Origin of the sequence: Anaerostipes rhamnosivorans, from assembly GCF_005280655.1 — a bacterium.
GTDB classification, from domain to species: domain Bacteria; phylum Bacillota; class Clostridia; order Lachnospirales; family Lachnospiraceae; genus Anaerostipes; species Anaerostipes rhamnosivorans.
In genome coordinates this window covers 3369401-3382350 of the sequence record NZ_CP040058.1, presented here as the reverse complement: position 1 = coordinate 3382350, position 12950 = coordinate 3369401, and the positions used below count along the sequence as shown (strand labels likewise).

At 44.9% G+C, this 12950-nt stretch carries 15 protein-coding genes; 14 read left to right on the top strand and 1 reads right to left on the bottom strand.

Annotation, left to right across the window (positions count from 1 at the left end):
• Window positions 1–24: 24 nt before the first annotated feature.
• Window positions 25–510: a PTS sugar transporter subunit IIB gene (locus AR1Y2_RS16755; protein WP_137329995.1), complete on the top strand. Its 486-nt coding sequence runs from the start codon at window positions 25–27 to the stop codon at window positions 508–510.
• A gap of 334 nt (window positions 511–844) precedes the next feature.
• On the opposite strand, the gene AR1Y2_RS16750 is transcribed toward AR1Y2_RS16755, so the two are convergent.
• Window positions 845–1630 (bottom strand): DeoR/GlpR family DNA-binding transcription regulator, encoded by a 786-nt coding sequence (locus AR1Y2_RS16750; protein ID WP_137329994.1) that lies wholly within the window; start codon window positions 1628–1630, stop codon window positions 845–847.
• A gap of 130 nt (window positions 1631–1760) precedes the next feature.
• Here AR1Y2_RS16750 and AR1Y2_RS16745 point away from each other — a divergent pair, with 130 nt between their 5' ends.
• The 13 genes from AR1Y2_RS16745 to mutY all read left to right on the top strand — a co-directional run bounded on the left by AR1Y2_RS16745 (window position 1761) and on the right by mutY (window position 12933).
• The gene (locus AR1Y2_RS16745) at window positions 1761–2132 is read left to right on the top strand and encodes a hypothetical protein (protein ID WP_137329993.1); all 372 of its coding nucleotides are present in this window, start codon (window positions 1761–1763) and stop codon (window positions 2130–2132) included.
• 15 nt (window positions 2133–2147) lie between these two features.
• Window positions 2148–3410, top strand: a complete 1263-nt coding sequence (locus AR1Y2_RS16740) for an aminotransferase class III-fold pyridoxal phosphate-dependent enzyme (protein WP_137329992.1) — start codon at window positions 2148–2150, stop codon at window positions 3408–3410.
• Between the two features lie 433 nt (window positions 3411–3843).
• Window positions 3844–4809, top strand: coding sequence for a sugar-binding transcriptional regulator (locus AR1Y2_RS16735; protein WP_137329991.1), 966 nt, complete (start codon window positions 3844–3846; stop codon window positions 4807–4809).
• A 19-nt stretch (window positions 4810–4828) separates the two neighbouring features.
• Window positions 4829–5236: a transcriptional regulator GutM gene (locus AR1Y2_RS16730; RefSeq protein ID WP_137329990.1), complete on the top strand. Its 408-nt coding sequence runs from the start codon at window positions 4829–4831 to the stop codon at window positions 5234–5236.
• A gap of 178 nt (window positions 5237–5414) precedes the next feature.
• Window positions 5415–5936 (top strand): PTS glucitol/sorbitol transporter subunit IIC, encoded by a 522-nt coding sequence (srlA, locus tag AR1Y2_RS18095; protein WP_137329989.1) that lies wholly within the window; start codon window positions 5415–5417, stop codon window positions 5934–5936.
• Window positions 5937–5957: 21 nt separating this feature from the next.
• Window positions 5958–6956 carry a PTS glucitol/sorbitol transporter subunit IIB gene (gene srlE, locus AR1Y2_RS18090; protein WP_137329988.1) on the top strand — a complete coding sequence of 333 codons (999 nt, stop codon included), beginning with the start codon at window positions 5958–5960 and terminating at the stop codon, window positions 6954–6956.
• A 37-nt stretch (window positions 6957–6993) separates the two neighbouring features.
• Window positions 6994–7362, top strand: a complete 369-nt coding sequence (locus AR1Y2_RS16715; protein WP_137329987.1) for a PTS glucitol/sorbitol transporter subunit IIA — start codon at window positions 6994–6996, stop codon at window positions 7360–7362.
• A gap of 41 nt (window positions 7363–7403) precedes the next feature.
• Complete coding sequence (locus AR1Y2_RS16710) at window positions 7404–8723, top strand: NAD(P)H-dependent oxidoreductase (RefSeq protein ID WP_137329986.1); 1320 nt, start codon at window positions 7404–7406, stop codon at window positions 8721–8723.
• A gap of 96 nt (window positions 8724–8819) precedes the next feature.
• Window positions 8820–9656 (top strand): class II fructose-bisphosphate aldolase, encoded by an 837-nt coding sequence (locus tag AR1Y2_RS16705; RefSeq protein ID WP_137329985.1) that lies wholly within the window; start codon window positions 8820–8822, stop codon window positions 9654–9656.
• Between the two features lie 32 nt (window positions 9657–9688).
• Entirely contained in the window at window positions 9689–10210 is a 522-nt protein-coding gene (locus AR1Y2_RS16700; protein WP_137329984.1) for a YjbQ family protein, read from the top strand.
• A 16-nt stretch (window positions 10211–10226) separates the two neighbouring features.
• The gene (locus AR1Y2_RS16695) at window positions 10227–10919 is read left to right on the top strand and encodes a triose-phosphate isomerase (protein ID WP_137329983.1); all 693 of its coding nucleotides are present in this window, start codon (window positions 10227–10229) and stop codon (window positions 10917–10919) included.
• Window positions 10920–11065: 146 nt separating this feature from the next.
• Window positions 11066–11770 carry a ComF family protein gene (locus AR1Y2_RS16690; RefSeq protein WP_137329982.1) on the top strand — a complete coding sequence of 235 codons (705 nt, stop codon included), beginning with the start codon at window positions 11066–11068 and terminating at the stop codon, window positions 11768–11770.
• A 110-nt stretch (window positions 11771–11880) separates the two neighbouring features.
• Window positions 11881–12933 carry an A/G-specific adenine glycosylase gene (mutY, locus tag AR1Y2_RS16685; RefSeq protein WP_137329981.1) on the top strand — a complete coding sequence of 351 codons (1053 nt, stop codon included), beginning with the start codon at window positions 11881–11883 and terminating at the stop codon, window positions 12931–12933.
• The last annotated feature ends 17 nt before the right edge of the window (window positions 12934–12950 follow it).

Sequence of the window (12950 nt, the reverse complement as noted above, 5' to 3'; positions counted from 1 at the left end):
AGACAAAAGAAAGGTGGTTTTTATATGGGAACACTAGTATTGACCCGGATTGACAACCGTATGATCCATGGGCAGGTAGCCAGTGGTTGGATCGGAAAGTGCAGTGCCGGTAAGATTGTGGTCATCGATACGGCTACGGCAGAAAATGAAATGATGAGAGATATTCTTTCCCTTGCGGTTCCTCCGGGGATTGAATTCTCGGTTTATACAAAAGAGGACGGGGTTCTGCAGTACAAAGCAGACCAGTTCGGAAATGATAGCATAATGCTGATCTTTAAGGATATCAAGACTGCATATGAGTGCTGCAGGGAGGGCATTTCTTATCCGTCACTTCAGATCGGCGGGACCGGGGTCCGGGAGGGTGCCAAGGTCCTGGAGGGACCGATCACGGTGACGGAGCAGGAATGCAGTATGCTCAATGAACTTCAGGACAGCGGTGTGGAGATCTATCTCCAGCAGACAGTCCAGAGTAAATCAACAAAATGGAGTGATGCAAGAAAAAAGCTTTGATCGATTCTATAAGTTATTTACCACTATTTCCGTCGCGCTTTTGAAATGCGCTCCTCCAATAGTGGTAAATAACTATCGTATGTGGCGCCTTTTGTCTTGCAACAGCCATCTCCAGCAGACATTACGTCCATTTTCACCAGTTCGGAGGCCTTGCATTCGAAGGGACGTTAGTTTTTCTTCTTGAAGTAAAGACTCGTAGGCGGTGCGCATTGCGCAGTGAGGCTGTCTGAGCGTCAGCGAGTTCCGAACGGGCCGCCGGAGAGGCTTTGCTGAAAGTTAGAAAATCTTACGTCCCTGAGACAGCAAGCCGGAGAACTGGTGAAAATGTCATACATTACTCTGCAATATAAAGGCTGATCTTGTGTTCAGAAAACTGTTTGATGTCATCTTCTTGAATGCCGTTGTCAGTGATGACAGCGGTGGCATCATCCAGTTCAGCATAGTTTACATAGGACGGATGCCCGATTTTGGAGGAATCCAGGAGCACATAAGATTCTTTTGAGAGAGTCAATGCAGTGCCGGACAGTCTGGATGTATTGATGTTATCGCTGGAAAATCCGTGCTCAAATGTCATGCCGTCCGCTCCCAGAAAAGATTTGGAAAAATGAAACTGGGACAGGAAATTGACACCTAATGTACCGGCCATACTCTTGCGTTCGTCAAACAGCGTACCGCCCACCAGGATCACATTGCAGTAGGAATTCAGGATCTCAAGATTGATCAGAGAATTGGTCACTATGTTTAAACTGCTTGAAAGGGTGCTGTTCTGAAACCTAGACACAAGGGATTGGGCCATATATGCAGTGGTTGTTCCGCAGTCCATGTAGATAAAATCGGAATCTAGAATCATTTCAGCTGCATATTTGCCGATCAGCTCCTTTTCTCGTTTCATTTTCTGCTTGATGATATCGTAGTGATAGTAATTGTCAGGCTTGGCAAGAATAATGCCCCCATAGGTGCGGACTACCTTTTTCTTTTCCTCCAGCCGGCCGAAGATACGGCGGATGGTAGACTCTGAGAGGTCAAACAATTGAATGGCATCACGCGTAAGCAATTTTTCGTGAGAGCCCAGGTATTCTAGAATGCTTGACTCTATTTTCTTATTCCGTTCTTTCGACATGAGATACCTCCTTGTTCGCGAAAAGTAATTAAATCCAGTATAGCATGCGGCATAAGAAATGGCAATATCAGCCAAAAAACTGAATGAAACTGTTAATAATTGTGATGTGTCCAGAAAGGAATGAATAGTTATGACAGAAAAAGAACAAAAATTTATAGATAGAATCCGGCTGGCCGTGCAACTGGCCAATGAAGACGAAGAAGGCAGGAAACTGGCTGACCGTCTGCTGGACGGAAAGATCGTGGTGAAGATCACGGACGGGATCGCTCTGAATATTTTGATTAAAGATCATCAGCTTACATTTGTAGAATCCTCAGAACATCCGAGAGCAATTTACGAATACGGGGATGTTGATTCAGCGTTAAAGCTTCTGGACAAGAAGCTCAGTACGTATGCGGCCACGGTTCATAAGCAGCTGAAGCTCATGGGACTGTCAACATTAAACGATGCATTTGATAAAATTCTGAATCTGGCATATGAACATGCAAATGGATTGAGATAGAAGGGGGCAGTGAATATGGAAGCATATAGATATGATAAAAGCTTTGAGCTATATGACAGAGCAAATGAAGTAGTTCCATGCGGCTTGTACGGACACCTGGGGGTGGGGCGTGCCAGGCTGAATCCTATGGGCTGTTACCCGCTGTTCTCCGACCACGCTGAGGGAACCTATATCTGGGATGTGGATGGGAACCGTTTTATAGATTATGCTTGTGCATATGGACCAAATGCGCTGGGGTACCAAGATCCGGATGTGGATGCCGCCGCGCTGAGACAGAGGGAAAAAGGGAACTGTACCACCGTGGTTTCTCCGGTGATGATCGAATGTGCGGAGAAGCTGGTGGAGACCTTAAACTGCGCGGACTGGGCGTTTTTTGCCAAGAACGGCGGAGATGTGACCACTCTGGCGGTGATGACGGCCCGTCATGCCACAGGCAGGAAGAAGATCATCATGATGGAGCACGGATATCACGGAGTCTATCAATGGTGCCAGAAACCGGGTACTCCGGGAGTTCTGGATGAGGAAATTTGTAATAATCTTTATGTACCGTTTAATGACTTTGATGCCATTGAAAAGATGGTAAAGGATCATCCAGGAGAAATCGCAGGGATCCTGTCCATGCCGTATGACCACATTTCTCACTATGATAATGTGCTGCCGAAGGAGGATTATTGGCCGAAAGTCAGAAAACTCTGTGATGATCATGGCATCGTGCTGATCATTGATGATGTGCGGGCAGGCTTTCGTATGGATCTTGCAGGATCTGACCATTATTTTGGAATCAAGGCCGATCTTCTGACGCTTGGTAAGGCCATAGCCAACGGCTGGAATATGGCAGCTCTGGTTGGGCGAAAAGAGATGAGAGATGCAGTGGAGGATATGAATTATACGGGAAGCTATTGGCTGTCCGCGGTTCCTTTGGCAGCATCTGTGGCCACTCTCACAAAGATGAAAGAGATCGATGCCACAGGTATCATGAGAAAAACGGGGGAAAAACTTATATCCGGCCTGAAACAGGTAGCTGATGCCAACAAGGTAAATTTAAGCACTACCGGACTTCCGTCTCTGTTTAAAATCATTTTGAAAGATCCAGATGAATCTATGATACCCCATCAGGAGTGGATCGGTGAGATGGTGAGAAGGGGAGTTTATATTTCCCATTTCCACAACATGTTTACGAATACGGCGATGACAGACCAGGATCTGCAGTATACCTTTGACAACGCAGATGAGACTTTAAAGATGATTATAAAGAAATATCCTCAAATTTTGTTATAAAAATAAATTTCAGATATTTTATTGAACATATTGTACTATCGCAAAAAACCGGGAAGATCTTTCCGGTTTTTTTTCGTTTTTGCGGATGGTATTATCTTCTTCTGATACCAGAAAAATTTACAAAAATAAGCGAAAATTAAGGCGTATTGAACAAAGAAACGATTGAGAATGGGTTAAAAGTTTAACATATTTACAAATGAAATCGGGTTATGGGGCGATTGACTTGTGAACTAATCTGTACAAAAATATCTGTCATTTTTTTAACGAATTTTTAGAACAAATGTAAAAGTATACGTTCAGAAAAAGTCTACTTCGACATTTGTTCAACGAAATTGCATTGATAAAGATTTAAGATTTTGGTAGAGTAATTGCATGATAATTAATACAATCTAAAACATCAGGGAATGACATTAATATACACGGGAGAGAACATATGAAAAAAATAGTGGATGATTGGAGATTGATCTACAAATGCTGCAGTTTGTATTATGAGGATGATATGAAGCAGCAGGACATCAGTGATTACCTCGGGATATCCAGAGCAACCGTTTCAAGAATGCTTCAAAAAGGCAAGGAAAGCGGAATCGTAAAAGTTGAAGTCATTAATCCAGTACAATTTTCATATGGGAAGCTGGAGAAGACACTGGAGCGTAAATATGGCTTAAAGGAAGTTGTCGTGGTGGAGAGCAGTCCGCTGGACACAAAGACAGATTCCATCTCCAGGCTGTATGAGAAAGCAGCCCTGTTCCTCTCACAGTACTTTAAGGACGGGGATTATATAGGTGTATCCATGGGGTTTACGCTCCATAATGTAGCCCGGACGAACCGGGTATTCTCGAAAGAGAATCATTACCTGTTTGTTCCGATCTTGGGAGGCGTCAGTCAGGGCACAGTTTCAAAAGTAGATGTCCAGGCCAATCAGATCGCCAAGGAATTTGCCAAAAAGTTCGGCGGAACCTATACGCAGTTTCTGTCGCCGGCGGTTTTTTCCGAACGAAAGATCATGGAATATTTTTTGAAAGAAAAATCTGTTAATTATATTTTTGAAGATTTCAAGAAACTGGATACGATTGTTATGGGAGTGGGTATCCCGGAAAGCGGCGGATCTACTTTGATACAGGCAGGTTACCTCAGCAAAGAGGAGATGGATCAGTATGTAAAGCAGGGAGTCGCGGGAGACATTGCTCTTCAGTTTTTTGACAAAGAGGGGAATGCTGAACCGTTTCAGCAGTTTAATGAGAGAGTAGCAGGGATGACATTTCCGATGATTAAAAAGATCAGGAACCGCATTGCCATAGCCGGAGGCGCCAACCGTGCCGAAGCTGTAAAAGGAGCGATACGCGGGGGATATGTCAATATGCTGATCACAAATAATGAATGCGCTGAGAAGCTGCTTTGAGAAGGAGGTACATAGAAAGATGCAGGGAATTTCAGTATTTTTGTTAGTTATCTTTGTATTGTTTGTTGTGCAGGCCGTGGGCGGTTATTTTCAGGTGAAAGATTACAGAAGAGCCGTTAAGAGGGTACACCAGCTTGGAAATGTAGGCATCGGACAGAAGAAGGGAAGATTTCTTTCCGGGAATATTGTCATGATCGCATGCGATGCAGACGGAATTATCACTGGTGGAGAGATCATGGAAGGGCTGAGTTTCCTTACTAAGTTTAAACCGATCACCAAGATTCTGGATCAGGAGATGGTGGGAACCAGCATCTATGAACACCTGGACAAATTTCGGGTGATGGATAAGAAAAAGAGAAAATATTACAAAGGATACATCCGTGCTTTGGAAGCACTGGATATGAGGCTTCAGGGAACAACCCTGTAGCAGTGCTTTGGAATATATATATAGACTGGCAGGATTACAGAAAGAAGACTGACTGAACTTGTTTTGAGGGCCCAAAAGCATGTTTTAGCTTGGTTTTTCTTTTTTGGGAATTTTGTCTGACAATATTTTATATATATAGGAGAAATTGATATATTTCAATTAAGAAGGAGGAGAAAATATGGAAATCATATCTAACGCTGCCAATGGATTTATCAAGTTATTCCAAGAAGGCGGTACCACATTTATGGGATGGGTGACCGGAATCATCCCGTTGGTTGTCTGCCTGATGACAGCTGTAAACTCAGTGATCAAGCTGATCGGAGAAGAGAGGGTAGAACGCTTCGCACAGAAGCTGACCAGATTTGCAGTGCTTCGTTACACACTGCTTCCGATCATCGCGGTGCTGTTCTTAGGAAACCCGATGTGCTACACCTTCGGACGTTTCGTAGACGAGAAATATAAACCTGCTTATTATGACTCCTGTGTAAGTTTTGTACATCCTGTTACGGGACTTTTCCCACATGCGAACCCTGGCGAACTGTTCGTATACACCGGTATCTCAGCCGGAATCACAAAGCTCGGCCTGTCTGTCGGAGGACTTGCCGTAAGATACTTTATCGTCGGTGTGATCGTCATTCTGATCCGCGGAATCTTAACGGAACAGATCTACTTCAGAATGACTGGAAAAGCTAACAAATAGTCAGTGCGAGGAGGAAAAGGTATGTATAAAACAATAACGATTAAGGCCGGAGACGGCGGCTGGGGAGGACCCCTGACCATCACAGCAACTGAAAAATGCCATAAGATCCTGAGCGTGACCGGAGGAGGAATCCACCCGGTAGCACAGAAGATCGCAGACATGACCGGCGGAGAAGCGCTGGACGGATTTAAGACTACAGCACCGGATGAGGAAGTGCTGGTGGCAGTGGTAGACTGCGGAGGAACTGCAAGATGCGGAGTATATCCGAAAAAGGGTATCTTTACCGTTAACCTGATGCCGGTAGGGCAGGCGGGACCGCTTGCGCAGTACATCACACCGGAGATCTATGTATCCGCAGTCACAGAAAAGTGCATCGTGGAATCCGATTATAAAGGCGGAACAGAGACATCCAAACCAGCCGCTGCCGCAGAGGACGGACCGAAGTCCAAGGACCAGGCAAAAGAAGAGATCGCCCAGGCCAATGACGGAAAGAAACAGGGACTGATCGTCAAGATCGGTAAAGGCGTAGGTAACGTAGTCAGCAAGTTCTTCCAGGCTGGACGTGAGACCATCGAGATGATCATCAAGAACGTGCTGCCGTTCATGGCCTTCACAAGTACACTTTTGGGAATCATCAGCGCCAGCGGATTAGGAAACATCATCGCAAAGACGATCTCCCCACTGTGCAGTACCTTACCGGGAATGCTGGGAATCTCCTTTGTATGTGCGCTGCCGTTCCTGTCACCGATCCTGGGACCTGGAGCTGTTATCGCGCAGGTAGTAGGAACCCTTTTGGGAGCCCAGTTCGCGCTTGGAAACATCCCGGCCCAGTATGCGCTGCCGGCCCTGTTTGCCATCGATGCGCAGGTAGGAGCTGACTTCGTGCCGGTTGGACTGAGTCTTGGAGAATCAGAGCCGGAGACCATTGAAATGGGTGTTCCAGCTGTGCTGTTCTCAAGGATCATAACCGGACCTTTGGCAGTACTGATCGCATTCGCATTCAGTATCGGAATGTACTAAAAACAAACATACCAAAACGGAGGGATAAGGCGAACATATGAAATATCAGTCAACCATTACGGGTCTGGGACCAGACGCCCTGGCGTTTCTCTCAGATGCCGATATGAACTTTATCATTATCTTTAATGAGGATGCACCGCCCGAGCTTGCGGAACTGTCAGTCTTACATACGAAAGCAGAACTGACAGAAGAACCAGCCCCAGGAGACACCATGGTCATCTGCGGCAAAGAGTTTAAGATCAGCGCCGTGGGAAGCGAGGCACCTCATACATTAAAGGAACTTGGCCACTGTACGTTGAGTTTTAAGGGAGGAACTGAGGCAGAGCGCCCCGGATGCATCATGCTAGAAGGCAATGCATTGCTGCCGGAGGACTTGAAAGCCGGCGGCACTATTGAAATCAGGTAACAATCTAACAATCATACATAGAATTTAAGGAGATTGATGTTATGTTAAACATGGACAAAAAACTAATCAAGAGACAGGAAGAAGGAAAGATCATCAAGACTGGTATCGTAGGTGCCGGCCAGATGGGACGAGGAATGGTAACCCAGATGGTCTTAATGAACGGTATGATGCCGGCCATCGTTTCCGACATTAAAGTAGAAAACGCAGTCAACGCATTCAAATATGCAGGTGTAAAAGATGATGATATCGCAGTGGCGAAAACTCTTGCTGATGCAAACGCAGCTATGGAAGCAGGGAAATATGTAGCTTGTGAAGACGCAAACTTCGTATCCCAGGCGAACTTAGTAGAGTGTGCCATCGACGCAACTGGTGTGCCGGATGTAGGCGCAAAAGTAGCAACTGACGCGATGAAGAACAAAAAGCATGTGGTTATGCTGAACGTTGAGACTGACGTAGTCATCGGGCCTTACTTAAAGAAGATGGCAGAAAAAGAAGGGGTCATCTATACAGGGTCCGCAGGAGATGAGCCGGGAGCTGTCATGGAACTTTACAGCTTCGCAAAGGCAATGGGAATGAACGTAGAAGTCATGGGTAAAGGAAAGAACAACAAGCTTGACTACGACTGCAACCCGGACACTGTATTAGAAGAAGCAACCAGAAGAGTCATGAGCCCGAAGATGCTGTGTGCATTCAAAGACGGAACAAAGACTATGGTAGAGATGACCGCAATGTCCAACTACACAGGATTAGTGCCGGATGTGATCGGAGGACACGGACCACAGACTGCCCCTGGAACAGAAGGAATCAAAGAATTAAATGATATCTTAAAGCTGAAGAAAGACGGCGGAATCCTGAACAAACATGGAGTTGTTGAGTATGTAAACGGAGTAGCTCCTGGAGTCTTCGTGACAGTTTCTACACCGAACGAAGAGATCGCATACCAGATGGCATACCACAGCATGGGACCTGGACCGCTCTGGACCTTATACCGTCCATACCACTTATGTAACTTAGAGACACCGCTTACTGTAGCAAAAGCAGTCATTGACGGAGAAGTTACCTGCGTGCCGATCGACGGATTAGTATCAGAATGTATCACAAGAGCGAAGATCGACCTGAAAGCAGGCCAGACTATCGATGGAATCGGAGGATTCACAACACATGGATCCATCGCGGAAGCGAAAGAGTCTAACGAAAAAGGATATGTACCATTCGGACTTGTGACAAACAAGGCAGTGATGAAGAGAGACGTGAAGAAGGGCGAACTGCTTACATACGATGATGTTGAATTAGATAAGTCTACCCTGATCTATCAGTTAAGAAAAGAACAGGACGCTATGTACGGAAGAAACGTTTTATAGTCAAAGCCAAAGGCAGAACAGACTGTAGATGTGTAAGGCAGGCCGGTAAAACGGTGCCGGCTTGCCTGCACACTTAATTTAAGGAGGAAAGAGAAGATGCTGGTAACTTCAAAAGAACTGTTTAAAAAAGCGCAGGAAGGAAAATTTGCGATCCCTGCACCAAACTTCATAGACCTGGAGTCTCTCCGCTGGCATGTTGAAACAGCAGAAAGACATAATCTCCCATTAATCCTTGCATTGGCAGAGGCTCATATCGGAGAAAACATCACATTGGAAGATGCGGCTTTAGTAGGAAAGAAATATGCTGAGGAAGCAAAAGTACCGGTTGTTCTTCATTTAGATCATGGGACAACACCGGAAGTTATTAAAAAAGCAATTGATCTTGGATTTTCTTCCGTTATGATTGACGCTTCTCAGGATACTTTTGAAGAAAACGTAAGAAAGACAAAAGAAATCATTGATTATGCACATCCAAAAGGAGTGGTAGTCGAAGCAGAAATCGGCCATGTAGGAGCCGGGGAAAATTATGAGAATCATGAAACATCTGACTCTCAGTATACAACAGTAGAAGAAGCTAAGAAATTTGCGGAAGAGACAGGAGTAGACTCTCTTGCAATTTCTATCGGTACAGCTCATGGAATGTATAAGGGAATACCTGAAATCAATTTTGAAAGATTAAAAGAAATCGCTGCGGCTGTCGATACTCCGCTTGTACTTCATGGAGGATCCTCTTCAGGAGATGAAAACTTAAACCGCTGCGCAATAAATGGAATCACGAAAATTAATATCTTCTCCGACCTTCTGGTTGCGGCAAAAGAGGAGATTGACAATAATAAACCGGAAACTTATCTGGATGTAAAAGCATTGTCAAAACAGGGAATGCAGAAATGCCTGGAACACTACTATTCCGTATTTGAAACAAAAGAAGCTTAATTTCCAAACAATTAAAGGAGGAGCAATCAATCATGACTGTATATAAAGAACAAATCAGCCTGGAATCTCATGGTAAGACGCCTACATACCTTGATATTACCCCTCAGGTAAAAGAGGCGATTAAAAACAGTGGAATCAAAAGCGGAACATGTACTGTTATTTCACCGCATACAACTTGTTCAGTTTTCTTTGAAGAATTCGTCCATGACTACAACGAAGCAGGAGATGAATTCCTTCAGGAAGATTTAAACAATGTGCTGGAAAAGATCATCCCAAATCAGGATTCTAAGGATCTCTATATTTATCCAGGGGAAAAACACTACGAGGCAGTAGAGGCATGGCCGAACGCGGCAGAATATCTGCCGGACGGGGACAGAAAAGCCCTCTGGAACTGTGATGCCCACCTGAAGGCTACTATGCTCGGCTCCAGCCAGGTATTTGACGTAGAAGACGGAAAATTAGGCGTAGGATCCACAGGATATGTTTACTTTGTAGACTTTGACCGCACACGTGCCCGCACAAGAAAATGCAAGATCATTGTAATGGGCGAATAGGAAGGGATGTTTTAACATGAAGAGAGAACTTAGAGTACCATTTTTAATCGTCAATCCAAAAGCATATATTTTTGGAGAGGAATCCTTAGAGCTTGCAAAGGTCTGTGACCAGCTGGCAGAGGAATATGATATTGATATTATTTTCACCGGCCAGCATGTGGATTTAAAACAGATCGCACAGGAGACCAAAAACCTGATTGTTACCACACAGCACATGGACGGACTTGTTCCTGGAAGAGGAATGGGATTCATCCTTCCAGACGCTTTGAAGGCTGCCGGAGTAGATGCGGTGATCTTAAATCATGCAGAGCATCCGCTTCCGATCAGTGATTTGGATAAGACAATGAAACGGGCAAATGAACTGGATATGCTCACGATTGTATGCTCTGACTCTGTGGAGCAGACAAGAGCGATTGCAGAGCTTGGACCTGATGTTATGATCTGTGAGCCGACCAGCCTGATCGGTACAGGAAGCACAAGCGATGATGCTTACATTGAAGCTACAAATGAAGCTGTGAAGTCTGTGAATCCTGATATTAAGATCATCCAGGCTGCCGGAGTCAGCACCGGAGATGACGTTTACAGAGTTGTTGTGGGTGGAGCTCACGGAAGCGGCGGCACCAGCGGAATCTTAAATGCTCCTAGCCGCAAAGGCAAGATTGAAGAAATGTTAGAAGCGCTTGTGAAAGCCAAAAAAGAAATGAACTAAGATACACTATCATGTATAAATCCTCAAAAGCCGGAGAAATTGATACCTTCTCCGGCTGATTTTCTGTGCTGCGATACATTGATTGAAAAGTGTCCTAATAGTATAATGTAAAAATAAGGAATCCTTTGCTTTCGGAAAGGATCACAATGTTTTCTTTATTTTTATCCTATCTATTTCCAAGGCGCTGTCCGATCTGCCGCCATATCTTAAAAAATCCCCAAACCCTTATATGCCCGGATTGTTATAAAAAAGTGGAATTTGTCCGGGAGCCTTCCTGTTTTTCCTGTGGGAAACCTCTGGAGAGGGAGGAAACGGAGTTTTGCAGTGACTGCAGAAAACATCCAAAGACTTTTTACAGGGGAATGGCTCTGTGTCTCTATAACAATGAAGTAAGGGATTCTCTGGCTGCAGTAAAATATGAGAATCAGAGGGAGTTCACACAGTTTTATGTGGAAGAGATCAGAAGACAAAAAGCCAATCTTCTGCGAGAACTGAACATAGATCTGATCGTCCCCGTTCCCGTGCATAAGAGAAAAAGAAGACAGAGAGGGTTTAATCAGGCAACGCTGTTTGCGGAGGGGATTGGAGACATCTTAAACATTCCTGTCAGTGAGCATGTATTGACACGTATAAAGTATACAAAACCTTTAAAGGCCCTGACACCGAAAGAACGTCAAGCAGCTATGGAGCACAGCTTTTGGGCTTCCGAGGAGGTAAGAGGGAAAAGAATTCTATTGGTTGATGACATCTATACTACCGGTGCCACGGCAGAATGTTGTACCAAAGTAATGATGGAGAAGGGGGCCGAGACAGTTTACGTATTTTGTGTAGCTATAGGACATGGAGTATAAAAGGATTTTATTTTCAAGAATCTCACAGTAGAAAAATGTCGGTTTCCCTGATATAATAAACCGTCGGAGATATATGATCTTAACATCTTATTATAGAAGGGATACTGAAAATGGAATTGACAAAGGAGATCGGGAAAGCCTTGCTTTTCTGGTATGACCATAATGCAAGGATCCTGCCATGGAGAGCTGATAAGAATCCCTACCGCATATGGGTTTCTGAGATCATGCTCCAGCAGACCAGGGTAGAAGCGGTGAAGCCTTATTTTGACCGTTTCATGGAGGAACTTCCAAAGATCAAAGATTTGGCCCAGGTGGAAGAACAGAAGCTTATGAAACTTTGGGAGGGGCTTGGATATTATAACCGGGCCAGAAACCTGAAAGCTGCGGCCCAGACGATCATGGAGAAATATAACGGGGAACTACCAGCCGACTATGAACAGCTGCTTGAGTTAAAAGGCATCGGCATATACACAGCAGGCGCAATCGCTTCCATTGCGTACGATATCCCCGTCCCTGCAGTGGACGGGAATGTGCTCCGTGTGATGGCGAGACTTCTCGGTGATGATTCTGATATATTAAAAGAAAAGACAAAAAAGGACATGGCAGCCAGGGTCATGGAGATGATGCCGGATGAAAGGGCAGGTGACTTTAACCAGGCCCTGATCGAACTGGGGGCTATCGTATGTGTGCCCAACGGGGAGCCAAAATGCTGTGACTGTCCGTGGGACACAGTATGTACTGCCTATAAAAAGGACTTAATCGGGCAGCTGCCAGTGAAGAAACCAAAAAAGAAACGAAAAATTGAGAAAAGAACTGTTTTTGTTATTGAATCAGACGGTATGGTGGCGCTCCATAAAAGAGATGAAAATGGACTTTTAGCAGGACTTTGGGAATTTCCAAATGTACTTGGAAAGTGCAGCCAGGAGCTGGTGGAAGAACAGCTGGACAGCTGGGGTATGAAGGACTGTGCCTATGAATTCACCCACGAGGGGAAACATATTTTTAGCCATATTGAATGGCAGATGACAGGGGTTTTGGTATCTCTGGATGAGCCTGTGGCCTCAGACGGCCTTATGTGGGTAGAAAAGAAAGAATTAGAAGAGGAATACGCCATTCCATCGGCCTTTGAAATGTTCCGTGAGTCTTTACAATCTGCCTATTAAAGGGTACAATTACAGAA